This window comes from Pseudomonas sp. ML2-2023-6, assembly GCF_037055265.1.
In the GTDB taxonomy this organism is placed as follows: Bacteria; Pseudomonadota; Gammaproteobacteria; order Pseudomonadales; family Pseudomonadaceae; genus Aquipseudomonas; species Aquipseudomonas kulmbachensis.
Genome location: NZ_CP146347.1, coordinates 2,151,333 through 2,174,646, shown reverse-complemented (window position 1 = coordinate 2,174,646; position 23,314 = coordinate 2,151,333). Strand labels below are relative to the sequence as shown.

Sequence of the window (23,314 nt, the reverse complement as noted above, 5' to 3'; positions counted from 1 at the left end):
ACAAACACTCAATTCATACGCCCGTTTGATTTGGGTGTCGACACCTTCACGGAAAAGCGATCGATTGTCAATTGTCCAAAACAATGATGACAAAACGACCCGGTAGTCAGTTCAAAAACACATTTCGCCTGCTCGCGATCGCATCACCTCGGTGTAACTGATAGACCGCAACGCCTGCATCGCGAGCAGGCTAGCTCCCACACAGGGTGTGCAGGTGCTCATGCCAGCGCCTTAAGCACTTCATCAATCGCCTTCAGCACTTGCGCCTCGCCCTTCTCGCCCCATACCAGCACGATCATTTGCCCATCAGCCTCAACTTTATAGACGTTGGCCGGAAGCTTTTTGAACTGCTCCAGCAAGCGCTCATCCTCACATTCTTCTTGCCAGCGATTGAGCCATTTTCCCGGTGCCGATTGCCAATAGCACCAAACATCAGGCTTAGTACTGCGGCGCGGGCGGTGATACTGCGCGCAAGAACCGGGCGGCTGCGGCTCAAGCCAATGCGGCCACTCCTGAGGCGCCAGCTGCATGGACAAACCAATGCGCCGTGCCTCCATGCGCAAATCCATCCGCCCGCTTTGCCCCCGGGAAGGCCGCAACCAGGCCAAAGGGCTGAGAACCAGTGCCAGGATTGACACCACTATCCATACCGTCATATCTGTACTCTCATAACTTGATAAACGAGTGACCCGGACTTGAACCAAGGCTCTGGAAAAGGGCCATACTCATAACTGATCGCCATTTACAGGAGCACCCCACATGCCCTACGAACATATTTTGGTCGCTGTCGACCTGACCGACGAATGCGACCCCGTGATCAACCGCGCCAGCGAAAGCGCCAAGGCCAACGGCGCCAAACTGTCGCTGATACACATCGTAGAACCGATGGCGATGGCGTTTGGCGGCGACGTGCCAATGGATCTCTCGCAACTGCAACAACAACAGTTCGATCAGGCCAAGGAACGTCTTGAGCGGCTGATCGCCAAGTACCCGCAGTTGCACAAGGATTACTGCCACCTTAACTACGGCCAGCCGCGCCAGGAAATCCACGCCTTGGCCAAAGCGCAAAAATGCGACCTGATCGTGGTCGGCAGCCACGGCCGTCACGGCCTTGCCCTGCTGCTGGGCTCTACCGCCAACGACGTACTGCACGGTGCTCCGTGCGACGTGCTGGCTGTCAGCCTGAAAAAACCTGATTAAGTTTATCTGCATGTAACAACAAAAAAGCCCGGCACCTTGTTAAAGGGCCGGGCTTTTTCAATTCAGCACAGGGTCAATCAGGCATCCAGCTCAGCCCAGCGCTCAACCAGTTGCTCAAGCTCGCCTTGCAGCTTTTCAAGCTTGGCGATCACTTCAGCGGTTTTAGCAGCAGGCAGCTGATAGAAACCAGCGTCGGCCATTTCTGCTTCAACAGCAGCAATCGCCTGTTCTTTGGCGTCGATATCAGCCGGCAAAGCTTCCAGCTCACGCTGCAGCTTGTAGCTGAGTTTCTTTTTCGCCGCAGGAGCAGCCTGAGCCGCCACAGGAGCCGGTGCAGCCTCGACCACGGCCGAGTTCAGGTCGGCCTTGCCGGACTTGCTCTCGGTTACGCCCAGCAGGCGCGGTGAACCGCCCTGACGCAGCCAGTCCTGATAACCACCCACGTATTCACGAACCTTGCCTTCGCCCTGGAATACCAGAGTGCTGGTAACCACGTTGTCGAGGAATGCCCGGTCGTGACTGACCATCAGCACAGTGCCCTTGAAGGTCAGCAGGACCTCTTCGAGCAGCTCCAGGGTTTCAACGTCCAGGTCGTTGGTTGGCTCATCGAGCACCAGCAGGTTAGCTGGCTTGCTGAACAGTTTGGCCAGCAACAGGCGGGCACGCTCACCACCCGACAGCGCCTTGACCGGCGTGCGGGCACGCTGAGGGCTGAACAGGAAGTCGCCCAGGTAGCTGAGCACGTGGCGGCTTTGACCGTCGATATCGATAAAGTCGCGGCCTTCGGCCACGTTATCGATCACGGTTTTTTCCAGATCCAGTTGATGACGCAGCTGATCGAAGTAAGCCACGTCGATGCGCGTACCCTCTTCAACTGTACCTTCGGTTGGCACCAGGCCGCCCAGCATCAGCTTGAGCAGTGTGGTTTTGCCCGTACCGTTGGCACCCAGCAGACCAATACGGTCGCCGCGCTGGAGCACCATCGAGAAGTCCTTGAGCAGGAACGGACCACCCGGGTGAGCAAAGCTGACGTTTTCCAGCACCATTACTTGCTTGCCGGACTTGTCGGCCGTGTCCAGCTGGATGTTGGCTTTACCGGTACGCTCGCGACGCTCGCTGCGCTCTACACGCAGTTCCTTCAGGGCGCGTACGCGGCCTTCGTTACGGGTGCGACGAGCCTTGATGCCTTGGCGGATCCAGACTTCTTCCTGGGCCAGACGCTTGTCGAACAGCGCGTTGGCGGTTTCTTCCGCGGCCAGTGTGGCTTCCTTGTGGACCAGGAAGCTGGCGTAGTCGCCGTTCCAGTCGATCAGGCCGCCACGGTCCAGTTCCAGAATCCGGGTAGCCAGATTTTGCAGGAATGAACGGTCGTGGGTAATAAACAGAACCGCGCCCTGGAAGCCCATCAAGGCCTCTTCGAGCCAGGCGATTGCACCGATGTCCAGGTGGTTGGTCGGTTCGTCGAGCAGCAGCAGATCCGGTTCGGAAACCAGTGCTTGTGCCAACAGAACGCGACGACGCCAGCCGCCAGACAATTCGGCAAGGGTTTTATCCGCCGGCAACTGCAGACGGCTCAAGGTGCTGTCGACCAATTGCTGCAAGCGCCAGCCATCACGGGCTTCGAGGTCTTGCTGGACGTGCATCAGCTTGTCCAGGTCAGCATCGGTGACGATGTTCTGGCTGAGGTGGTGGTACTGGGCCAGCAACTCGCCAACACCGTCCAGACCTTGGGCCACAACGTCGAACACGGTCCGCTCGTCGGCTACCGGCAACTCTTGCGGCAATTCGCCAATCTTGAGGCCGGGCGCGCGCCAAACAGAGCCGTCATCGGGTTTTTGATCACCTTTAACCAGCTTCATCATGCTGGACTTGCCGGTACCGTTGCGGCCGATGATGCACACCCGCTCTCCACGGGCGATCTGCCAGGACACCTTGTCCAACAACGGCATAGAGCCGAAAGCAAGGGACACATCGCTGAATTTGAGCAGGGTCATGAGCTTCTCCAAAAACTGGGCGCGCATTCTACCTGATTTGTACCCTTGGGCGGCCGGGTATTTCTTGTACGGTGCCCTCTTCCCTTCATTTAGTGCCAAGTTGCACCCGTTGGCCTGCAAGGCTTTCACGCGCCGCTGGCAAAAGGCTAAGCTACGTAACAATCAGTGCTGGCCCGCCCCGCACTCGTCACGTTTTTTATCTGTACGGAAGCCTCATGCGCAGTCGTCTCTTCAACTTTTTATCCTGCCTGCTTCTCACTAGCTGTGCCGTGCAAGCCGCCCACGGCGCAGACCTGACTCAACAACGCCAACTCTACGACCAAGCCAAGCTCGCACTGGCCAAAGGCGATTCCGGCCCTTATTTTCAGAATGCTTCAGCCCTGCGCACTTACCCGCTGACGCCCTACCTGGCCTATGACGAGCTGACCGCACGCCTGAAGTCAGCCAGCAACACCGAAATCGAGCAGTTTTTGGCTGAACACGGCGACCTGCCGCAAGCCAACTGGATGAAACTGCGCTGGTTACGCTGGCTGGCAGACCGTGGCGACTGGGCTACTTTCGAAAAGTATTACGACCCCAAGCTGAATTTCACCGAACTGGACTGCCTCAATGGCCAGTATGAGTTGCAACACAACCGCAAGGCCGAAGGGTATGCCAACGCCGAAAAACTGTGGCTGGTCGGTAAAGCGCAGCCCGCAGCCTGCGACGCGCTGTTCAGCCAGTGGGCCGCCGAAGGTCAGTTGACCGAGAAAAAACGCTGGCAGCGGGTCAAGCTCGCTGCCGAGGCGCGCAATTACTCCCTGGCGACATCATTGGCCAATGGCCTCAATACCCTGGGCCCACAGGCCAGACTGATGATTGATGTGGCGCAAAAGCCCGACATGCTGAGCCAGCCATCGCGCTTTGCCCCAGCCAGCGAGGCAATGTCTGACGCCGTAGGCCTGGGCCTGCGCCGCCTGGCCCGCCAGGATCCGGAAAAAGCCGCAGCCCTGCTCGACACCTACGCCACCAATATGCATTTCTCGCGCGACGAAAAAGTCGCCATCGCCCGGGAAATCGGCCTGACGTTCGCCCGCCGCTACGACAGTCGCGGGCTGGACATCATGACCAAATATGACCCGGAGTTGCGTGACAACACCGTCACCGAATGGCGCCTGCGCCTGCTGCTGCGCCTGGGTCGCTGGGAAGACGCTTACCAGTTGACCCGCAAGCTTCCACAAGATCTGGCAACCACCAGCCGCTGGCGTTACTGGCAAGCGCGCAGCCTTGAACTGGCCGAACCGAAGAACCCACAAGCACTGGCGCTATTTAAAAAAGTATCCAACGAGCGCGACTTCTATGGCTTCCTGGCCGCTGATCGGGCGCAAACGCCTTACCAGCTCAATAACAAGCCACTGATGCTCAGCCCGCAACTGATCAAAAAAGTACGCAACACTGCAGGTGTGCAGCGCGCACTGGAGTTTCATGATCGCGGGCAAATCGTCGATGGCCGCCGTGAGTGGTACTACGTCAGCCGCCTGTTCAACCGCGACGAGATGGTCGCCCAAGCCAAGCTTGCCTATGACCTGAAGTGGTATTTTCCGGCTATCCGAACCATCAGTCAGGCCCAGTACTGGGATGATCTGGACATTCGCTTCCCGATGGCCCACCGCGACACGCTGGTGCGTGAAGCCAAGCTCCGCGGCCTGCATTCCAGCTGGGTATTCGCCATTACCCGCCAGGAAAGCGCCTTTATGGATGACGCCCGCTCCGGCGTGGGTGCCAGTGGTCTGATGCAATTGATGCCAGCCACCGCCAAAGAGACTGCACGAAAATTCAATATCCCGCTGGCATCACCGCAGCAGGTGCTGAACCCGGACAAGAATATCCAGTTGGGCGCGGCTTATCTGAGCCAGGTACATGGCCAGTTCAATGGCAACCGGGTGCTGGCCTCAGCGGCCTACAACGCCGGGCCGGGACGCGTGCGTCAATGGCTCAAAGGTGCCAACCATCTGGGGTTCGACGTATGGATCGAAAGTATCCCGTTCGACGAAACACGCCAGTACGTGCAGAACGTGCTGTCTTATTCGGTGATCTACGGCCAAAAACTCAACGCACCACAGCCCGTGGTGGACTGGCATGAGCGGTATTTTGATGATCAGTAACTGATGCCCACCCGCACACCGGAAGGTGTGCGGGGAATCAAATCCTGTGGGAGCCGGGCTTGCCCGCGATGGCCTCAATGCAGACTGCATGAGAGACCGCGTCGCTTGAATCGCGAGCAAGCCCGCTCCCACAGGGGTAGGTAGCGTTATTCCAGAATCGTTACAGGCATCCCGACTTCCAGCACGCCATTGCTGTCGTTCACCAGGTTCTGACCGAACATGGTGCCCTCTTCCTGCTTGCGATAGGTCATCAGGGTCGCCAGCGGTTCACGCTGCTCATCACGGACACCGGTTTGCGGATCGACGGTGGTCAGGATGCAACGCGAGCAGGACTTGACCAGGCGAAACTCGACATCACCGATACGGATGCGCTTCCAGCCGTCTTCGGCAAAGGCCTCGCTGCCTTCAATCACCAGGTTGGGCCGAAAGCGCAGCATGTCCAAAGGTCGTCCGACCTTGTGTGAAATGTCATCCAGAGACGCCTGACCAATCAGCAACAGCGGGTAGCCATCGGCAAACGCGACCTTGTCATCATCACGGCCATAGCCCGCCTGAGTGGTGCGTGCCCGCTCCAGTGGCACGTGCACCAGCCGCACCGGTTTTTCCACAAAGCGGCTTAGCCAGTCGGCAGCGGCATCCCCCGCATCCGGCACACGCAAGGTGTCACGCCAGATGGTCACGCCCCGCAGATCGGTATCCACCTCAGGCACTGCCACATCCAGCGCCTCAAACCCCTGAGCATTCAAGGTCAAACCGCCTGCCGCATTCCAGAGCGCGGACAGCTGGCTCATTTTTGGATCGGCACGCTGGGTAAGAAAACGCCCGCTTGCTTCATCCACCAGCATCCAGCGTCGATCACCGACCAGCCCCAACTTGTCCAGCCGGGCCTGAGGCAGGCTTTCACCCTTGCCGGATTTCAGTGGAAAACGATAAAGCGCGCTTAGACGCAGCATGACGCATGCTCCCTGCAGGGTAAAAAAAGGCCACAATATACGAGCCAATCACCAATGCAAAGATACGCAGCTTCACGCAGGCACTTGGTCCAGCATCAGGCGCTGACGCACAACATCCACCAGTTTGTCCGGCTGGAATTTGGATAGGAAATTGTCGCAACCGACCTTTTTCACCATTGATTCGTTGAAGCTGCCAGACAGCGAGGTATGCAGCACCACATACAGGCTGCGCAAACGCGGATCGTTGCGAATTTCAGTGGTCAACCGATAGCCATCCATTTCCGGCATTTCGGCATCGGTAAATATCATCAGCAGCTTGTCGGTCATGACCTGACCGGTGTCGGCCCAGCCCTTGAGCATGTTCAATGCTTTAAGACCATCGCTGGCGATGTGCATTTTGATCCCCAGTTGCGAGAGCGTTTCGCGCAGTTGCGCCAAGGCCACGCTGGAGTCGTCGACCAGCAGCACTTCACGCCCCCGCACCTGCTCAAAGATCGGATCAGCAAGCTTCTCCCGCGACACCTTGGCGTTGTACGGCACGATTTCAGCCAGGACTTTCTCCACATCAATGATCTCGACCAATTGGTCATCAACATTGCTGATAGCGGTCAGGTAATGCTGGCGCCCGGCACTAGTGGGCGGTGGCAGGATGGCCTCCCAGTTCATATTGACAATGCGGTCGACCCCGCCCACCAGGAAGGCCTGCACCGAACGGTTGTACTCGGTCACGATGATGGTGCTGTCTGGGCCTGGCACCAGAGCACGCATGCCAATAGCCCGGGACAGGTCGATCACTGGCAGGGTTTTGCCGCGCAAATTGACCACGCCACAGACATGGGGATGGCGGTGTGGCATCAGGGTCAGTTTCGGCAGTTGCAGAACCTCCTGCACCTTGAATACGTTGATCGCGAATAGCTGCCGACCTGCCAGGCGGAACATGAGAAGTTCCAGTCGGTTTGCACCGACCAACTGAGTGCGCTGGTCTACCGTGTCGAGGATGCCGGCCATGAGTAACTCCTGAGCGTAGGAACTTGATGACCAACCTTATCGGCCGAATTCCCGCAACCTTGATATCGGATAGCCACCAACTATCCCGCAACGCTTCACTGGCCCAGCAATGGCGACCCCTCTGGCAAATGAACCTTCAAGGCGCCCTTGCGCACCGTAAAGCGCATGGCGTCACCCTCAAGCGGCTCGCCATCGAGATTCATTGAAAGACCCTCGGCAGCCTTGATTTCAATCCAGGGCAGGCGCGCCCGAACAAACAGATTATCCAGCCCCCAACCCTCTGCCATCAGACTCTTCAGGGTGCCTACGATTTCCTGGGGCGCAGGCAAGATACTGATGTCCAGCAAGCCATCATCGACCAGGGCTTCAGGGCACAACGCTTGCCCGCCTCCCGCCTGGCGACCGTTGCCGATTCCCAGCGCCAGCAGCTCGCCTTTCCAGTGAAAATCGGGGCCCTGCAACTCGGCGTACGCCGCGTGCAGCTCGCTGAAGCGCGACAGACCGGTAAACAGATAGGCCGCGCCGCCCAGGACTTTTTTCAAGTCTTCGGACGTATTCGCCGTCACCTGGCTACCAAAGCCTCCGGTGGCCATGTTCAAAAACAACTGACCACCGACCTCCCCCAGGTCAATCGCCCGGGCAGGCGTATCGAGCAAGGCCAGGGCTTCGTGGGGCTCCAGCGATACACCCGCCGCTCGCGCAAAATCATTGGCAGTGCCCAGCGGCAACAGCACCAGACTGGCTTCGGTATCGGCCAGCGCCATGGCCTCACAAATATCGCGCAAGGTGCCATCACCGCCGCCAGCGATCAGATGGGTGTAGCCAGCATCCAGCGCTTCGCGCACCAGACGCTGTGCATCCCCGGCCTCCCATGTCAGGCGTACTGCCAACTCCCAGCCTGCCGCACGCTGATGCTCAACGGCCGCCCGCACCTCTTCGTTAAGGGCTTGCTTGCCATGCAAAATCAAAAACGCCTTACCTGAACTCATGCTCCATCCCTCGTCATAAACGGCCTGAATGCTTGGACAACAGCCAGAGCAGAAAGACCCATACCGTCATGATTTAACAACCACAGGTCGATCAAAGCCGCAGAACCCGTCAGACTTCAACGTCTGACAGCAATTCAATGATTCTAGAGGCGTTCTGAATGAGCACACTGGTTCCCTGCATCATCGCCGGTGGCGCTGGCACCCGGCTGTGGCCAGTGTCGCGTGAAGCCATGCCCAAGCCCTTTATGTGCCTGCCAGACGGCCAGAGCCTGCTGCAAAAGACCTTCAGTCGTGCAATCGGCCTACCTGATGTCGGCCAATTATTGACTGTGACCAATCGCGACGTCTTTTTCCGCACGCTCGACGATTACCGCCCACTGAATGCCTGCGGCGTCGAGCTGGATTTTATCCTTGAGCCTTTCGGCCGCAACACTGCCCCGGCGATTGCCGCCGCCGCCCTGCAGGTGGCGCAACGCTACGGTGGCGATGCACAACTGCTGGTGCTGCCCGCCGACCATCTGATCACCGACATCGCGGCCTTCGGTCAGGCGGTCGACAGTGCCCGGCAATTGGCTGACCGGGGCTGGCTGGTAACATTCGGCATTTTGCCAACCCGAGCCGAAACCGGTTTCGGCTATCTCGAGAAAGGCCCGGCGCTGAGCAGTGGCGGCTTTGAAGTGGCGCAGTTTGTTGAAAAACCTGACACCCGGACGGCCCAGGACTACCTCGATGGCGGCCTGCATCTGTGGAACAGCGGCATGTTCTGCATGCGCGTCGACAGCGTGCTGCGCGAATTCAAGACCCACGCGCCTGAGGTACTGGCCGCAGTGATCCATTGCCTGGAACACAGCCAGGTGTTCCAGGGCCAACAGCAGCGCCACCTCGAACTGGATAGCCCGAGCTTCGCCCTGGTGCCCGATATCTCTATCGACTACGCACTGATGGAGCATTCGCAAAAAGTGGCCGTGGTGCCCTGCCAACTGGGCTGGAGCGATATCGGCTCCTGGCAGGCGGTACGCGAACTGAGCCCGGCAGACGCCAATGGCAACCAGTGCAATGGCGAACACGTGCTGCACGACGTGCATAACTGCTACATCGATTCACCCAAGCGTCTGGTGGGCGGGGTGGGCCTGCATGACCTGATCATTGTCGACACACCGGATGCGCTGCTCGTCGCCGATGCCAAGCGCAGCCAGGACGTTAAATATATTGCCCAGGCGCTCAAGCTTCAGGGCCACGATGCTTATCGCCTGCACCGCACCGTGACCCGCCCGTGGGGGACTTACACCGTGCTGGAAGAAGGCCCGGGGTTCAAGATCAAGCGCATCGTGGTCAAACCTCTGGCCGCGCTGTCCTTGCAAACGCACCAGCACCGCAGCGAACACTGGATCGTGGTCAGCGGCAGGGCGCAGGTGACCAACGGCGACCTCGATTTTGTCCTCGATACCAACGAGTCCACCTTTATCAAACCCGGCAGCCCTCATCGCCTGAGCAACTGCGGGGCGGTTGATCTGGTGATGATCGAAGTGCAAAGCGGCGAGTACGTGGGCGAAGACGATATCGTGCGTTTGAGCGACAGGTATGGGCGCGCGCCGATTTCGTAGCAGCTGCCATAGGAACGAGGCTGCGTTCGGCGACGGAGTCGTCGTAAACTCTGAGAGCTGGGTTTTACTGGCACACCGCAGTGCCTGATTTCGCGACGACTACGTCGCCGAACGCAGCCTCGTTCCTACGGCAGCTGCTACAAGTTCTCCGCCCCACAAGGCGTCAACCCAGCACTTCACTCAACGGGATAAAGCCCACCCAGTCGCCTTCAACCAGGGTGCGCTCTTCGAGCACTTCCACCAGCCCGTCGGCCCAGGCCGCGCTGCGTAACACGCCCGAACTCTGGTTCTTGTAGATCAGCGCACGCCCTTGCTCCAAGCGACCGCGCAAGTACTCGCGGCGATTGCCCGGCTTGGGCCATACAAAACCGGCTGGCACCTGGAATTTCAGCGGTTCGACCGCTTGCACGCCCTGACGGCGCAGCAGGTAAGGTCGTGCAAGCATCGCGAAAGTAACCAGGGTCGAGGCCGGATTGCCCGGCAAACCAATCACCGGCACGCCGCGGAAATGCCCACAGGTCAGGGGTTTTCCCGGTTTGATTGCCAGTTTCCACAAGGCCAGCTCGCCTTCTTCGCGCAGAGCAACGCCCAAATAATCGGCCTCGCCCACCGACACCCCGCCGGTAGACAAAATCAGGTCAACCGCACTCAGCTCACCCAAGCGCTGACGGGTCGCAGGCAAGTCATCGGGCAAAATCCCCGCATCGACCACTTCACACCCCAATCGCGTCAGCCAACTGCAGAGCAATACGCGGTTGCTGTTGTAGATTTGCCCAGGGCCCAATGGCTGACCCGGCTCAACCAACTCATCACCCGTCGACAACACGGCAACTTTGACCCGACGAATCACTTGCAGCGTGGCGCAACCCAGGGAAGCGGCCAGCCCCTGTTCAACCGGCCCCAAACGGGTGCCTGCCGACAGGACTACTTCGCCAATGGTGGTTTCTTGCCCTTGTGGGCGAATGTTCTGACCGGCATGCAAGGCTTGAGTAAAGGCCACACGACCGTCAGCCTGCACCTGGGCGTTTTCCTGCATTTCGACGCAGTCCGCCCCCTCAGGCACAGGCGCGCCGGTAAAGATCCGCGCACACGTCCCGGGAGCCAAGGGCTCTGGCGCCGCGCCCGCAAAAATACGCTGGCTGACCGCTAGCGGCTCACCCGACCAATCGGCCACATTCAGCGCATAACCGTCCATCGCACTGTTAGGCCACGGTGGCAGATCAAGACTTGAAATCAGGTCATGGGCCAACACCCGGCCAGCACTGGCTGCCAGCAGCACCGACTCGGTATCGCGGATCGGCGCAGCTTCGGCCAACGCCAGCAAGCGCGCCAAAGCCACTTCGACGGGCATCAGCTCGCCCGTACGGCCTGGCTTACCCACGGGTTTCACAGGCCGGTGCCTGCTTCAAGTGGGCGACGAAGTTGCACGGGCGATGGCGTGAGTCCAGTTGCTCGGCCAAAATTGCGTCCCAACCGGTGCGTACCGCATTGGTCGAACCCGGCAGGCAGCACACCAGCGTACCGTTGGCCAAACCGGCCAAGGCCCTGGACTGCACGGTCGACGTACCAATGTCAGCCAGCGAAATTTGACGGAACAACTCGCCAAAGCCATCAACCTGTTTATCCAGCAGGCAACTCACGGCTTCAGGCGTGCTGTCGCGTGCAGTAAACCCTGTGCCGCCAGTGATCAGCACCACTTGCACCTCATCCTCGGCAATCCAGGTCGCGACCTGGGCACGGATTTTATACAGGTCATCCTTGAGCAGCACCCGAGCAGCCAGGTTGTGCCCGGCATCACTCAGGCGGTCGACAAAGACCTGGCCAGAAGTATCGGTTTCGAGAGTCCGGGTATCACTGACGGTCAGAACGGCGATATTTAAAGGTACGAAAGGTGCATCAACCTTGGCTTTCATAGACGAGGTCCAGTTGTAGGAGAAACAGCCCGGTGTTATATCACAGCCCTTCTTTTTGCTGGTTGCGCGGAGTCCTTTATGCACCAGTTTCAATGCTCCATTTTGCTGCTGGCAGGCGGACGCGGCCAGCGTATGGGCGGTCAGGACAAAGGCCTGGTGACGTGGCAGGGCAAACCATTGATCGAGTTCGTACAGCGCATTGCTCGCCCGCTGACCGATGATCTGATCATTTCGTGCAATCGCAACCACGACCGATACGCAGAATATGCCGACCAGTTAGTCAGTGATGGCAATGATGATTTTGACGGCCCTCTGGCGGGGATCCGAGTGGGTCTGGCCGCGGCCAGGCATTCACACTTGCTGGTGTTGCCGTGTGATGTACCCAACATGGACAGCGACTTGCTTGGCGCACTGCTTGGCGCGGCTGGCGAACATCCCGATCAACCGGTGATGGTGCGTCACGGCGAACAGTGGGAGCCGCTGCTGTGCGTGATCCCGACTGCACTGGCACCCGCCTTCGAAGCTGCATGGGCGAGGGGCGAACGCAGTCCACGCAAAATCATGCTGCAGCTCAATGCTCGGGCCTGGCAATGCGCGGACAATGACTCTCGACTGACTAATTTCAATACGGCGGACTTCCTGAAATAATCCGCGCAGGTGTCCGCGCGACACTAGCAATGGAACTTGCAGACGATGTATACGTCTCAGGGACAGTTAATCCATAACAGCACATTCACTTGTTGGAGATACACCATGACTAACCGGACTCTCGCCGCCCTTATGCTCGCTGCTGGCCTGGCTGCCCTTGCCGGCTGCTCTTCGCCTTCAGTGATCACGCTTAACGACGGCCGTGAAATCCAGACAGTCGACGCGCCAAAATACGATGACGCTTCGGGCTTCTACCAGTTCAAACAATTGGACGGCAAAGAAACCCGTATCAATAAAGACCAGATTCGTACCGTCAAAGAGCTGTAAACCTGCTGTGGGAGCGAGCTTGCTCGCTCCCACACATCCAGAGATCCGCTCACCAGTCCAGCTGAATCCGGCTTTCAAAAAAACGTTCTTCACCCGTCCGCGGGTCGACAAAGCGCAAGCTTTGGGCCAGCAGCTTTAGCGGGTTGGCGTAGTCATCGACAGCATCCTTGAGTACCTCGGGGTAAAACGGGTCATTGCAGATTCCCGCCCCCAGTGCCGCCATATGCACCCGCAACTGGTGTTTTTTCCCGGTGACCGGGTACAGCGCATAACGCCACAAATCACCATTTTTCTCACAGAGATCGACCAAGGTTTCGGTATTGCTGACGCCCTGCCCTTCTTGCATCCGGAAAAACGGCTCGCCTTCGACCAAGCGGCTTTTATGCACCAGCGGCAGTGCCAGATCAGGCAAGGCCCGAGCGATGGCTTCGTAGCGTTTTTCAATTTTTCGAGTGGGAAATAACGACTGATACGCCGAACGACTCTGCGGGTTAGCCGAGAACAGCACCAGGCCCGCTGTATGCCGGTCGATCCGGTGCAACGGCACCAGATGCGGGTTATCCAGCGTTCGGATCAAGCGTCGTAACAGCGTTTGCTCAACATACTCGCCCGCCGGGGTCACCGGCAGAAAGTGCGGCTTGTCGGCCACAACCAGATGCTCATCGGCATACAGGATGGTTTCTTGCACCGGGATCGGTGTTTCGTTGGGCACTTCGCGAAAATAGTGAATGCGCAGGCCTTCTTTATAGGCCAACTGTGGGCTGATCGGCGCGCCATTAGCGTCCAGGACCCGGCCACGGGCGATACGGTCGAGCCACTGGTCGCGGCTGATGGCGCGAAAATGCTCACACAGACAGTCGAGCACCGTCAGCCAGCTGCCTGGCGGCAGATACAAAGTGCTGGCTTGATGCTCGGCGGCGTTGAAAGGCTGGGGCGACATAGAAGAACTCGGACGATAAATGCAGCCGGCGATTATCGCGCAAAGACCCGGGGTTTATCCGAGAAAGTTCACCACTTGCTCAGCATCAAAAGGCCAGTCCAACTCCTGGCCCGTGTCTACCCGACGCAATACGGGTATACGCAGACCGTAACTTTCAAACAGCGCGTCGCTGTCAGCGATATCGACCAGTTCGACCATCAACCCATGCTCAACCAAAGGCATTAGAATCGCTTCGGCCAGCTCACACAGGTGGCAGCCCAAGGTGCCGAACAATTGACATTCGGGAGGCATAAATAACGACCTAAGTAATAAAGTGTTCATCTTAGGAGCCTTGCCGGGCGACGTCGACCCGTAGCAGATACCACCAGTCACTTCACTGATGTTGCAATACAATCGCTCTATTACGCTCCTTGCGACTACGCTTGACCCATATCAGCGACAGCCCTTCTCAATTGCCGGATGCTCGCGACCTTTTTACCCGACCTGACAGGGAAGTCTTCGTGTTTGCCAATCTACTCATCATTCTGGCCTCGTCGCTGGTGGTTATTGCCCTCTTTCGGCGCCTGAAGTTGCCGCCGGTGCTGGGTTATTTGTGTGTCGGCCTGTTAGTTGGCCCTACCGCACTGGACTGGATCAACGACAGCCCGGACTTGCCCGACCTGGCAGAACTTGGGGTGGTGTTTTTGCTGTTTTCCCTCGGACTGGAGTTCTCTCTGCCCAAGATGCTCAAGCTGCGCCGGGTAGTGTTTGGGCTCGGCAGCCTGCAAGTGCTGTGCTGTGCAATTGCTCTGGGCGGTCTGTTGTATGGGTTTGGAATGAGCTTTAGCGGCGCGTTTTTGCTCGGTGCGGGGCTCGCGCTTTCGTCCACGGCAATCGTCAGCAAAGAACTCACCAGCCTGGGGGAAATTTTCAGTCGCCACGGCCAGAACGCAATTGGCGTGTTGCTGTTTCAAGACGTTGTCGCGGTGCTGTTGCTCACCCTGGTGCCCGTATTCGCAGGCAGTAGCGATCAGGCCTGGTATTGGGCCTTGCCAGTGACCTTGGGTAAAACGGTAATTTTATTTTTCGGGTTGCTGTTTGCCAGCCGCTTTCTGCTGCCGCGCCTGTTCCACGAAGTGGCCGCATCACGCTCCGCCGAGCTGTTCGTATTGTTGGCGCTGGTGATCGTACTGCTTACCGCCTGGCTCACCCATCTGCTCGGGCTGTCACCCGCACTGGGCGCGTTTCTTGCCGGGATGCTACTGGGTGAAAGCCACTACCGGCACCAGATCGAAGCGGATATCAGGCCATTCCGGGACATCTTGCTGGGCCTGTTTTTTGTCAGCATCGGCATGCTGATTGACCTGCAACTTTTCGTCCACCACGGCCTCCTGATTTTGGGCCTGACTGTGGCCCTGATGCTGATCAAGGGCGCAGTAGTGGCAATACTGGTCAAACTGCGCGGCAGCGACGGTGAAACGGCCTGGCGCAGTGGTCTGGCGCTGGCCCAGGGCGGCGAATTCTGTTTTGCACTGATGGCGCAGATGCAACTCAATTCCCTGATCCCGCCCGATTTTGCCGCCTACCTGCTGGCTGCCACCTTCTGCTCAATGCTGCTGACGCCTTTGTTGCTAAGGGCCGCGCCAAAAATCGCAGCCCGTTTGCACCGCCAATCCTACGAAGAAGCCGAACTGGAGGAAATTACCGCACAAAGTGCCGAGCTGCACGACCACGTGGTGATGTGCGGCTATGGCCGAGTAGGCCAGTCCATCGGGCGTTTTCTAAGCCGCGAGCACAAGGACTTTGTCGCATTGGACTACGACCCTGATCGAATTCAGGAAGCAGCCGAAGCGCACAGCAGCGTGCATTACGGCGACGCCCGGCGGGGTGATTTACTGCGAGCCGTAGGCCTTGATCGCGCGCGACTGCTGGTGATTGCCGTAGACAATACCGAGGTGGCCATGAGCGTGCTCAAGGAGGCTCGACTGATAACCCTCGAGGTCCCGATCCTGGTCAGAACCCGCGACGATAGCCAACTCGCCGACCTCAAAGCCGCCGGGGCCACGGAAGTGGTGCCGGAACTCCTGGAGTCGAGCCTTATGCTCGCCTCCCACGCACTGGTCATGCTTGGCCTGCCAGAAAAAACCGTGCAACGCAGGGTGGATGAAGTTCGTCATAACCGCTATCACTTGCTGGAAGGCTGCTTTGAAAGCACTGACTCGCGTGATGCAGCAACCTCCCGCGAAAACGAATGATTTAAGGTAAGGTTTTACCCCTGTATCAAAATAAACCTCTCTGGCATGTGCATCCCGATAGCCCATGTAATGTCAGAGAAGCGAGTGAACCTTCACCGAAGGCCTACACTCGAACGATCATCAAGCCACTAACGGAGTTAATCATGGCCCGCAAAACAGCAAAGAATGCTCAAGAAATATTGATGGCCGATTTCCAGGCTCTGGTGCTCGACACTGAAAGGCTGCTGGAGCACTCCGCCTCCCTGGCCGGTGATCAGGCTGAAGAGCTGCGCGCACAGATCAAGGAAAGCCTGCTTAAAGCCCGTGAAACCATTGAAGAAACCAAAGGGTCTCTACAAGAACGTGGCCAGGCTGCCGTGGTGGCTGCTGAAGATTACGTTCAGACCAACCCTTGGCAGTCCGTGGGTATTGCAGCTGGCGTAGGTTTTTTGATTGGTCTGCTGGCAACTCGGCGCTGATATGACAGACGAATCCGGCTCCCCCCGTTCCTCACCGCGGCGCCTGGGTGCCGCGTTTCTAGGTCTGTTGCACAGCCATGTCGAACTGCTGGGCATCGAACTGCAAGAGCAAAAGGCGCGCACTGTCAGCCTGTTGTTATTTGCCGGGCTGGCACTGGTGTTCGGGTTACTGCTGCTGATCGGGCTGTCGGCGCTGGTGATGATTCTGCTCTGGGACAGTTACCGCATCAGCGGGATCCTCGGGCTTTGTCTGTTTTATACGCTGGCCGCGGTTTTCTGCGGGCTGCGTCTTAAAGCGGCGGTGTTCGACGAGTCCTCTCCTTTCAACGCCACGCTCGAAGAGCTGGCCAAAGACCGCGAGCGTTTGCTGCCATGAGCCTGCCTGAATTGCCGAAAAACGCCTCACGCCAGGAACTGCGCAAAACCTTGATTCGCCTGCGTATGGAAATGCACCGCCAAGAGATTCGTCATGAATCGCAACAGCTGCTGCAACCGTTGCAAAAAATGCGCGGGATGACCAGTAACTGGCAAGAAACCCTGGGGATCAAGCACGCTCCCTTGTGGGGGGTCGGGATTGTCACCCTGCTCGGTTTTCTGACCGGTAGAGGCGCCAAAAGCAAAAGCACTGACGGCACCTCTCGCTGGATTGGGCTGACTACCGGCCTGTTGCCACTGATCAAAATGGTCATACAGGCCACGCGCAAGCCTTGAGGCTGATGCTCTGTAGCCGCTGCCGCAGACTGCGACAGGGGCCGCAGGACCTTCGTTGCAATGACAAGGGCGGGGGTTGCTGCGTAGCCCAACGCAGCCTTCGCCAGCGACTACAGAATACTGCCCAGAAGCGATAAGCTGCGTGATCAGTCATTAACGGAGCACTGCGCCTTGGATTGGCAAACCCTGCTTAATCGCGAACGCCTCGGCAAACCGCACCACAGCCCGGAAGAACTCGGACGCAGCCCTTTTCACAAAGACCACGACCGGATTATCTTTTCGGGCGCATTTCGCCGCCTGGGACGCAAGACCCAGGTTCATCCGGTCAACAGTAACGATCACATCCATACCCGGCTCACCCACTCACTCGAAGTCAGCTGCGTCGGTCGCTCGCTGGGCATGCGCGTGGGCGAAACAATCCGCAGCGCCCTGCCTGAGTGGTGCGACCCCGCCGATCTGGGCATGGTGGTGCAATCGGCCTGCCTGGCCCATGACATTGGCAACCCGCCCTTTGGTCACTCCGGGGAAGACGCCATTCGCAACTGGTTTGAACAAGCAGCCAAACGTGGCTGGCTGGATGACATGAGTGACGCTGAGCGCAATGATTTCTTGAGTTTTGAAGGCAACGCCCAGGGGTTTCGGGTGCTGACACAGCTTGAGTACCACCAGTTCGACGGCGGCACCCGCCTGACCCATGCAACCCTGGGCACCTTTCTCAAGTACCCCTGGACAGCACGCCACGCCGACTCGCTGGGCTATAAAAAGCACAAGTTCGGCTGCTATCAAAGTGAGCTGCACCTGCTCGAAGGTATTGCCCACAAGCTGGGGCTGCCACAAATAGAAGACCAGCGTTGGGCGCGCCATCCCTTGGTGTACTTGATGGAGGCAGCCGATGACATCTGTTACGGGTTGATCGATCTTGAAGATGGCCTGGAGATGGATCTGCTGCAATACGCGGAAGTCGAAGCCCTGCTCTTGGACCTGGTGGGCGATGACTTGCCACAAACCTATCGCCAGCTCGGCCCAAGGGACTCAGAGCGCCGCAAGCTGGCGATCCTGCGTGGCAAGGCCATTGAGCATCTGACCAACGCTGCGGCACAGGCCTTTGTCGAACAGCAGGATGCGCTGCTGGCAGGTACATTGCCGGGGGATCTGGTCGAGCATATGCACGGCCCGGCAAAGCGCTGCGTGCTGGATGCCAAAGACATGGCGCGCAAGAAAATCTTCCAGGACAAACGCAAGACCCTGCACGAAATCGGCGCCTATACCACCCTCGAAATCCTGCTCAATGCCTTCTGCGGCGCAGCGCTGGAACAACATGGCGGACGCGCGCCTTCCTTCAAGAACCGCCGCATCCTCGATTTGTTGGGTAATAACGCCCCCGATCCACACTGGCCATTGCATCGTTCGTTTATGCGCATCATCGACTTTATCGCTGGCATGACCGATGGTTACGCCACTGAAATGGCCAGAGAAATGACCGGCCGCTCCAGCCCCACCTGACAACGGTTGCCCGCCCTTGTGAAAAGGGTGGGCACAACCAAATGCCATGCCCCACCAATTATCTGCAAACACTTATTGAAACGCACAAACAACACAATAAAACACCATGTAGACAACAAGTAACACAGCGTAGGAAATAACCTAAAACAACACAATCATATAGCCTTACACATTAAACATCCGCCTAGCCCCGCAATTAAACTATTTATACACTTCAAACATTCCGTGAGTTCACGCCTTATTTGGCGTAGGAAAACTCCCATACTACGTTTGTAGGCGACTCGAATCGTGCCCCCATCCTTATAACTGAGCTAAGGTGCGCGCTTTCTATGAAGCATTTTATGGGGAATTAATATGAGCACAGTTTTTATTGTCGACGACCATCCGGTTATTCGGCTGGCCATTCGTATGTTGTTAGAGCATGAAGGTTATGAAATAGTCGGGGAAACCGACAATGGTGTAGATGCAATGCAAATGGTCCGCGAGTGCGTCCCCGACCTGATAATTCTTGATATCAGCATTCCAAAACTTGATGGCCTGGAAGTATTGGCGCGTTTCAGCTCCATGAACTCCACTCTGAAAACCCTGGTCCTGACCGCTCAATCACCGACGCTTTTCGCCATGCGCTGCATGCAGTCAGGTGCTGCTGGATTCGTGTGCAAACAAGAAGAACTGAGTGAACTTGTCAGTGCAATAAAAGCTGTATTCTCAGGCTACAATTACTTTCCCAGCCAGGCATTGACTCCTGAAAAAAACGAAGACGATAACCTCTCGGAAATCGACCTATTCAAACTAGTCAACGATCGAGAGCTCATGGTCCTGAAGCTGTTTGCACAAGGAAAAACAAACAAGGAAATAGCCACCGGAATGTTTCTCAGCAACAAAACCGTGAGCACTTACAAAAAGCGACTTATGCAAAAACTTAAAGCCAATTCACTGGTTGATCTTATTGAACTGGCCAAACGTAACGCCCTGGTGTGAGAAATAGGATGCCCACGCGGTTAAACAAATATCTATCACTGCTCTCAGGATTAATCCTGTGCATGCCCGTGTTTGCCGAGCCAGCCCGCACTGAAACATTTTCATTGCTCAGCCGCTCGGGCACCTATCACATGGAAGTACCTCTGGATAAAACCCAACGTCACTGGCTGCGGGAAAAACGCGAACTCCAGGTTGGCACCTCCACTGCGGACTACCCTCCCTTCGACATGACCGACAGCGGTCATGACTATGAAGGCTTCACAGCCGATTACCTGGGCATTCTTGCTAGAGCCCTCAGCGTATCGGTCAAGGTTCAGCGCTTCCCTACCAGAGACGCGGCCATCAAGGCCCTTGAAGAGGGCAGGATTGACCTCCTGGGTACTTCAAATGGCTTTGAGGCCGCCAACCAGAACCTGTTGCTCTCCACACCGTATGCCATCGACCAACCTGTACTGGTGACCCGCGAGGGTGAAACACGCTCGCTCTCCCAAGGCCTGGCTGGCTTGCGCTTAAGCATGGTTTACCATTACCTGCCACTGGATGAGGTCAAGGCGCTTTACCCCAATGCGATCATTCAGTCCTACCCCTCTTATCAAAACGCTATTAATGCCGTGGCATTCGATCAGGCCGATGTGTTTCTGGGGGACACGGTGTCGACCCATTACATGATCAACAAGGGGTATCTGAAGAACATCAAAATGGCCAACTTCGGCAAACACGAAGCCCATGGTTTCAGCTTTGCCGTACGCCGTGACAACACGCAACTGCTCGACATCATCAACCAGGCACTCAAGGCCGTGCCCGACAGCGAGCAAGAAAGCATTGCCAAACGCTGGAGCGCAGGCAGTGACATTTTAATGTCCGATCAAAAATTGCAGCTTTCAGAACGCGAAGAGCGCTGGCTGGCCCTGCACCCGGTGGTAAAAGTGGTGGTCAACGAAACCCTGGCACCGCTGACATTCTTTGATGCCAACGGCAATTTCAGGGGCATTACCGCCGATCTGCTGGAGATGATTCGCCTGCGTACCGGACTGCGCTTCGAGATACAGCACGCGAACAGCATCAGCAGCATGATCCAGATGATCAATCAGCACGAAACCGACATCATCTCGGCCATCAGCCCGTCTGTTACCCGGGAAGACACCCTCAATTTCAGTCGCCCTTACCTCGTGAACTCGTTTGTCCTGCTCACGGCAAAAGAATATGAACACCCCAAAAATCTTGAGCAACTGGCGGGTAAAAAACTGGCCCTGCCCCAAGGCAACCCCCTGATCCCTTACCTGCGCCGTGAATACCCGCAGATAACACTGATCGAAACCGAGAACATCTATCGCGCCACAGAACTGCTGGCCGAGGGAAAAGTGCAAGGTGCGGTCAACACGCTGGTGATCGCCAATTACTTACTGGCCTCACAAGTGTTCCAGGACCGGTTGCAGATCAGCGCCACCATCGGCACTCAGCCTGCAACGTTTTCCCTCGCCACCGCACGCGGTGCCACCGAGTTGAGCTCGATCCTCAACAAGGCGCTACTGAGCATTGCACCTGACGAACTGGGTATCATCAACAGTCGCTGGCGCGGCTACGTCCCGGCAACTGACAGCTACTGGCGCAACTACCACCGCCTGATTTACCAGATCATTATTGGCACCAGCCTTTTACTGTTGCTGTCATTGATCTGGAATGCCTATATGCGGCGCCAGATTCGCCAGCGGAAAATCGCCGAACGGGCACTCAGTGATCAGTACGAATTTATGCGAGCGCTGGTCAATGGCACGCCTCATCCAATTTATGTGCGTGATCGCCAAGGCATTCTGAAAACCTGTAACGACAGCTACTTGAGCGCCTTTTCGGCCAAGCGCGAAGAGATCATAGGCAAAACGGTGATGCAAACCTGCAGCCTTCTGAACAATGAGTGCGAAGCCCACGATTATCAGGCCGATTACCTGCGTGTCATGCGTGAAGGCACACCGCTCATCCTTGATCGCCCGCTGAAGATTGGCGATAAAAACCTCACTATCTATCACTGGATCCTCCCCTACCGGGATTCGCTGGGCGAAGTACAGGGCATCATCGGCGGCTGGATTGATATCAGTGAGCGCCGCCAGCTTCTGGATGAACTGCGCACCGCCAAAGAGCTGGCAGATGATGCCAACCGAGCCAAAAGCACCTTCCTGGCAACCATGAGCCATGAAATCCGCACGCCGATGAATGCCGTTATCGGTTTGCTTGAGCTCACCTTGAAACGTGCCGATCAGGGACATCTCGACCGACCCTCCATTGAAGTTGCCTACAACTCGGCCAAAGACCTGCTGGAGTTGATTGGCGACATCCTTGATATCGCCCGCATCGAATCCGGGCGGCTGAACCTGTCACCGGAGCGGGTCAACCTGCGCTATCTGGCCAATTCCGTGATCCGGGTGTTTGATGGTCTGGCCCGACAAAAAAACCTCACGCTCTGCCTGATATTCAACCCTGAAACCCATGCGCCCGATGTACTGATAGACCCGCTTCGATTCAAGCAAATTCTGACCAATCTGATCAGCAATGCGATCAAGTTCACCCTGCACGGCCAGGTGACGCTCGAACTCGATCTGCTGCCTGTCACTACCCCTGACCAGGTTGAACTTCAGTTAAGCGTTACAGACACCGGCATTGGCATCAGTGACCGCGATCAGGCACGGCTGTTCGAACCCTTTGCCCAAGTTGAGAACAGCGGCCAACTGGCACTCAATGGCGCAGGCTTAGGCTTGGTAATCTGTCGCAGCCTGTGCGAAATGATGGGCGGCACCCTCGAACTGAACAGCCAGCCAAACGTCGGTACAACGGTGCAGATAAACCTCAAAATACCTGCTTTGGCGCCCGCCATGACCCTCTCCACGCAAGAGCCGACAATCACCCCGGCCGCTCGCCAACTGAATGTACTGGTGGTGGATGACCATCCCGCCAATCGTTTGTTGATGTGCCAACAATTGGGATTCCTGGGGCATCGATTTATTACCGAACACGATGGTGCAGCAGGCCTGAAAACCTGGAAAGCAGGTGCGTTCGACCTGGTCATTGCAGACTGCAACATGCCGATCATGAACGGTTATGACCTGACTCGCGCCATCCGCCAGCACGAGCAGGCTTCGCAGCAAAAGCCATGCACGGTGCTGGGGTTTACCGCAAATGCCCAACCTGAAGAGCGCCAGCGCTGCAAGCAGGCCGGGATGGACGACTGCCTGTTCAAGCCCATTAGTCTGACCCTCTTGAGTCAACGCTTGAGCACGCTTGAACCGCTCAATATCTGCCCTGAGGTGTTCAGCGTCGAATGCATCTACTCGCTTTCAGGACGCGACGAAACACGCACAACACGTTTGCTGCAAGAGCTGTTACTCAGCAACCGCGAGGATCTCGTGGCGCTGCTTGAACTACCTGACGACGGGGAGTTGCAAGCGTTTGTCGATATTGCTCACCGGATCAAAGGCGCTGCCAGGATCGTCGGAGCCCATGCCCTAATCAAGCACTGTGAAGCCCTGGAGCACGCCAACCTCTCGAACCTCGGGCAGATTCGTGATGAGGTGAAAGCCGCCATGCAAACGCTGGAGCAGGCACTAACCCTGCAACTTGAGAAACTGGCCAACAGCACCTGAGCCCCTCCTGGCGCCGCTGGGCCAATCAAAGAGCGCATTGGCCCGGAGTAACTATGCTTACAGGCACCAGCACGC

The 23,314-nt window shown here is 57.3% G+C and carries 21 protein-coding genes; 12 read left to right on the top strand and 9 right to left on the bottom strand.

Annotated features, from left to right (window positions below; translation table 11 throughout):
- Nucleotides 1-218 precede the first annotated feature (218 nt).
- Nucleotides 219-656, bottom strand: a complete 438-nt coding sequence (locus tag V6L79_RS10100; RefSeq protein ID WP_261741442.1) for a hypothetical protein — start codon at nucleotides 654-656, stop codon at nucleotides 219-221.
- Between the two features lie 103 nt (nucleotides 657-759).
- On the opposite strand from V6L79_RS10100, the gene V6L79_RS10095 reads away from it, so the two are divergent.
- Nucleotides 760-1,200, top strand: a complete 441-nt coding sequence (locus V6L79_RS10095; RefSeq protein ID WP_019827477.1) for a universal stress protein — start codon at nucleotides 760-762, stop codon at nucleotides 1,198-1,200.
- Between the two features lie 77 nt (nucleotides 1,201-1,277).
- Here the strand turns inward: V6L79_RS10095 and V6L79_RS10090 are convergent, their stop codons facing one another.
- On the bottom strand, nucleotides 1,278-3,194 hold the full coding sequence (locus tag V6L79_RS10090; protein WP_261741441.1) for an ATP-binding cassette domain-containing protein: 1,917 nt from the start codon (nucleotides 3,192-3,194) through the stop codon (nucleotides 1,278-1,280).
- A gap of 215 nt (nucleotides 3,195-3,409) precedes the next feature.
- Here V6L79_RS10090 and V6L79_RS10085 point away from each other — a divergent pair, with 215 nt between their 5' ends.
- Complete coding sequence (locus tag V6L79_RS10085; protein WP_338580145.1) at nucleotides 3,410-5,338, top strand: transglycosylase SLT domain-containing protein; 1,929 nt, start codon at nucleotides 3,410-3,412, stop codon at nucleotides 5,336-5,338.
- Between the two features lie 146 nt (nucleotides 5,339-5,484).
- Here the strand turns inward: V6L79_RS10085 and V6L79_RS10080 are convergent, their stop codons facing one another.
- From V6L79_RS10080 to yegS, 3 genes are all read right to left on the bottom strand, one after another.
- A complete protein-coding gene (locus V6L79_RS10080; protein ID WP_261741439.1) occupies nucleotides 5,485-6,291 on the bottom strand; it encodes an MOSC domain-containing protein in 807 nt (268 codons plus the stop codon).
- Nucleotides 6,292-6,363: 72 nt separating this feature from the next.
- On the bottom strand, nucleotides 6,364-7,299 hold the full coding sequence (locus tag V6L79_RS10075) for a chemotaxis protein CheV (protein WP_261741438.1): 936 nt from the start codon (nucleotides 7,297-7,299) through the stop codon (nucleotides 6,364-6,366).
- A gap of 95 nt (nucleotides 7,300-7,394) precedes the next feature.
- Nucleotides 7,395-8,288, bottom strand: coding sequence for a lipid kinase YegS (gene yegS, locus V6L79_RS10070; protein WP_338580144.1), 894 nt, complete (start codon nucleotides 8,286-8,288; stop codon nucleotides 7,395-7,397).
- Nucleotides 8,289-8,446: 158 nt separating this feature from the next.
- Here yegS and V6L79_RS10065 point away from each other — a divergent pair, with 158 nt between their 5' ends.
- Nucleotides 8,447-9,892: a mannose-1-phosphate guanylyltransferase/mannose-6-phosphate isomerase gene (locus V6L79_RS10065; RefSeq protein ID WP_261741436.1), complete on the top strand. Its 1,446-nt coding sequence runs from the start codon at nucleotides 8,447-8,449 to the stop codon at nucleotides 9,890-9,892.
- A 163-nt stretch (nucleotides 9,893-10,055) separates the two neighbouring features.
- On the opposite strand, the gene glp is transcribed toward V6L79_RS10065, so the two are convergent.
- On the bottom strand, nucleotides 10,056-11,282 hold the full coding sequence (gene glp / locus V6L79_RS10060; RefSeq protein ID WP_261741435.1) for a gephyrin-like molybdotransferase Glp: 1,227 nt from the start codon (nucleotides 11,280-11,282) through the stop codon (nucleotides 10,056-10,058).
- Nucleotides 11,266-11,805, bottom strand: a complete 540-nt coding sequence (moaB, locus tag V6L79_RS10055; protein ID WP_321836685.1) for a molybdenum cofactor biosynthesis protein B — start codon at nucleotides 11,803-11,805, stop codon at nucleotides 11,266-11,268. The genes glp and moaB overlap by 17 nt, the downstream gene beginning before the upstream one ends.
- 78 nt (nucleotides 11,806-11,883) lie before the next feature.
- Here moaB and mobA point away from each other — a divergent pair, with 78 nt between their 5' ends.
- Together mobA and V6L79_RS10045 are read left to right on the top strand one after the other, a co-directional pair.
- Complete coding sequence (mobA, locus tag V6L79_RS10050) at nucleotides 11,884-12,453, top strand: molybdenum cofactor guanylyltransferase MobA (RefSeq protein WP_321836018.1); 570 nt, start codon at nucleotides 11,884-11,886, stop codon at nucleotides 12,451-12,453.
- Between the two features lie 105 nt (nucleotides 12,454-12,558).
- Nucleotides 12,559-12,780: a YgdI/YgdR family lipoprotein gene (locus V6L79_RS10045; protein WP_261741432.1), complete on the top strand. Its 222-nt coding sequence runs from the start codon at nucleotides 12,559-12,561 to the stop codon at nucleotides 12,778-12,780.
- 49 nt (nucleotides 12,781-12,829) lie between these two features.
- On the opposite strand, the gene V6L79_RS10040 is transcribed toward V6L79_RS10045, so the two are convergent.
- Together V6L79_RS10040 and V6L79_RS10035 are read right to left on the bottom strand one after the other, a co-directional pair.
- On the bottom strand, nucleotides 12,830-13,720 hold the full coding sequence (locus tag V6L79_RS10040; protein WP_338580143.1) for a pseudouridine synthase: 891 nt from the start codon (nucleotides 13,718-13,720) through the stop codon (nucleotides 12,830-12,832).
- Nucleotides 13,721-13,774: 54 nt separating this feature from the next.
- Complete coding sequence (locus tag V6L79_RS10035) at nucleotides 13,775-14,011, bottom strand: glutaredoxin family protein (RefSeq protein ID WP_261741430.1); 237 nt, start codon at nucleotides 14,009-14,011, stop codon at nucleotides 13,775-13,777.
- A 209-nt stretch (nucleotides 14,012-14,220) separates the two neighbouring features.
- On the opposite strand from V6L79_RS10035, the gene V6L79_RS10030 reads away from it, so the two are divergent.
- From V6L79_RS10030 to V6L79_RS10000, 7 genes are all read left to right on the top strand, one after another.
- Nucleotides 14,221-15,954 carry a monovalent cation:proton antiporter-2 (CPA2) family protein gene (locus tag V6L79_RS10030; protein ID WP_321836016.1) on the top strand — a complete coding sequence of 578 codons (1,734 nt, stop codon included), beginning with the start codon at nucleotides 14,221-14,223 and terminating at the stop codon, nucleotides 15,952-15,954.
- A 143-nt stretch (nucleotides 15,955-16,097) separates the two neighbouring features.
- The gene (locus V6L79_RS10025) at nucleotides 16,098-16,412 is read left to right on the top strand and encodes a YqjD family protein (protein ID WP_261741428.1); all 315 of its coding nucleotides are present in this window, start codon (nucleotides 16,098-16,100) and stop codon (nucleotides 16,410-16,412) included.
- A gap of 1 nt (nucleotide 16,413) precedes the next feature.
- A complete protein-coding gene (locus tag V6L79_RS10020) occupies nucleotides 16,414-16,788 on the top strand; it encodes a phage holin family protein (protein ID WP_261741427.1) in 375 nt (124 codons plus the stop codon).
- The gene (locus tag V6L79_RS10015; protein ID WP_261741426.1) at nucleotides 16,785-17,123 is read left to right on the top strand and encodes a hypothetical protein; all 339 of its coding nucleotides are present in this window, start codon (nucleotides 16,785-16,787) and stop codon (nucleotides 17,121-17,123) included. Before V6L79_RS10020 ends, V6L79_RS10015 begins: the two co-directional genes overlap by 4 nt.
- Before the next feature lie 171 nt (nucleotides 17,124-17,294).
- Nucleotides 17,295-18,626 carry a deoxyguanosinetriphosphate triphosphohydrolase gene (locus tag V6L79_RS10010; RefSeq protein WP_261741425.1) on the top strand — a complete coding sequence of 444 codons (1,332 nt, stop codon included), beginning with the start codon at nucleotides 17,295-17,297 and terminating at the stop codon, nucleotides 18,624-18,626.
- Nucleotides 18,627-18,980: 354 nt separating this feature from the next.
- Nucleotides 18,981-19,607 (top strand): response regulator transcription factor, encoded by a 627-nt coding sequence (locus V6L79_RS10005; protein ID WP_261741424.1) that lies wholly within the window; start codon nucleotides 18,981-18,983, stop codon nucleotides 19,605-19,607.
- 8 nt (nucleotides 19,608-19,615) lie between these two features.
- Nucleotides 19,616-23,239, top strand: coding sequence for a transporter substrate-binding domain-containing protein (locus V6L79_RS10000; protein WP_338580142.1), 3,624 nt, complete (start codon nucleotides 19,616-19,618; stop codon nucleotides 23,237-23,239).
- Nucleotides 23,240-23,314: the final 75 nt, after the last annotated feature.

Excerpts from the sequence above, each read along its gene's own strand:
- V6L79_RS10020 (WP_261741427.1), top strand. The coding sequence starts at position 16,414 with ATGACAGACGAATCCGGCTCCCCCCGTTCCTCACCGCGGCGCCTGGGT.
- V6L79_RS10015 (WP_261741426.1), top strand. The coding sequence starts at position 16,785 with ATGAGCCTGCCTGAATTGCCGAAAAACGCCTCACGCCAGGAACTGCGC.
- V6L79_RS10025 (WP_261741428.1), top strand. The coding sequence starts at position 16,098 with ATGGCCCGCAAAACAGCAAAGAATGCTCAAGAAATATTGATGGCCGAT.
- V6L79_RS10080 (WP_261741439.1), bottom strand. The coding sequence starts at position 6,291 with ATGCTGCGTCTAAGCGCGCTTTATCGTTTTCCACTGAAATCCGGCAAG.
- V6L79_RS10085 (WP_338580145.1), top strand. The coding sequence starts at position 3,410 with ATGCGCAGTCGTCTCTTCAACTTTTTATCCTGCCTGCTTCTCACTAGC.
- V6L79_RS10090 (WP_261741441.1), bottom strand. The coding sequence starts at position 3,194 with ATGACCCTGCTCAAATTCAGCGATGTGTCCCTTGCTTTCGGCTCTATG.
- mobA (WP_321836018.1), top strand. The coding sequence starts at position 11,884 with ATGCACCAGTTTCAATGCTCCATTTTGCTGCTGGCAGGCGGACGCGGC.
- V6L79_RS10100 (WP_261741442.1), bottom strand. The coding sequence starts at position 656 with ATGACGGTATGGATAGTGGTGTCAATCCTGGCACTGGTTCTCAGCCCT.
- V6L79_RS10065 (WP_261741436.1), top strand. The coding sequence starts at position 8,447 with ATGAGCACACTGGTTCCCTGCATCATCGCCGGTGGCGCTGGCACCCGG.
- V6L79_RS10075 (WP_261741438.1), bottom strand. The coding sequence starts at position 7,299 with ATGGCCGGCATCCTCGACACGGTAGACCAGCGCACTCAGTTGGTCGGT.
- yegS (WP_338580144.1), bottom strand. The coding sequence starts at position 8,288 with ATGAGTTCAGGTAAGGCGTTTTTGATTTTGCATGGCAAGCAAGCCCTT.
- V6L79_RS10005 (WP_261741424.1), top strand. The coding sequence starts at position 18,981 with ATGAGCACAGTTTTTATTGTCGACGACCATCCGGTTATTCGGCTGGCC.
- V6L79_RS10000 (WP_338580142.1), top strand. The coding sequence starts at position 19,616 with ATGCCCACGCGGTTAAACAAATATCTATCACTGCTCTCAGGATTAATC.
- V6L79_RS10095 (WP_019827477.1), top strand. The coding sequence starts at position 760 with ATGCCCTACGAACATATTTTGGTCGCTGTCGACCTGACCGACGAATGC.
- V6L79_RS10045 (WP_261741432.1), top strand. The coding sequence starts at position 12,559 with ATGACTAACCGGACTCTCGCCGCCCTTATGCTCGCTGCTGGCCTGGCT.
- moaB (WP_321836685.1), bottom strand. The coding sequence starts at position 11,805 with ATGAAAGCCAAGGTTGATGCACCTTTCGTACCTTTAAATATCGCCGTT.
- V6L79_RS10035 (WP_261741430.1), bottom strand. The coding sequence starts at position 14,011 with ATGCCTCCCGAATGTCAATTGTTCGGCACCTTGGGCTGCCACCTGTGT.
- V6L79_RS10040 (WP_338580143.1), bottom strand. The coding sequence starts at position 13,720 with ATGTCGCCCCAGCCTTTCAACGCCGCCGAGCATCAAGCCAGCACTTTG.